The organism is Dellaglioa sp. CoH-55-MRSF-7, from assembly GCF_056782235.1.
In genome coordinates this window covers 1-246 of the sequence record NZ_JBXAYI010000220.1, presented here as the reverse complement: position 1 = coordinate 246, position 246 = coordinate 1, and the positions used below count along the sequence as shown (strand labels likewise).

Here is a 246-nt window from a genome sequence, read left to right as displayed (position 1 = left end):
TCCATGTACCAGTGCATCATGGCGAGCAGGCCGATATCGATGGGGTCGCCCTTGTCGACGTGCGAGCGCAACATAGTCGACAGATCACCCCGTTGCGCGCTCCACCACCCGGCACGCCCCTGGGCTCTACCCACTGCCATCTTTGCCTTCAACACGCGGTTGAACCCGTCGAGTGCTGCATCGTCGAACGCTGCCGCACTTGTCAGTGGATTCGCGTCGGTCACGTCGGTAACGGCTGACGAACCA

General features: G+C 61.8%; 1 protein-coding gene. It reads right to left on the bottom strand.

The genetic code is table 11. The features are described 5' to 3' along the window. A partial coding sequence (locus AC1RPU_RS08450; protein ID WP_481769723.1) for a hypothetical protein occupies positions 1–246 on the bottom strand: 246 nt, incomplete at both ends.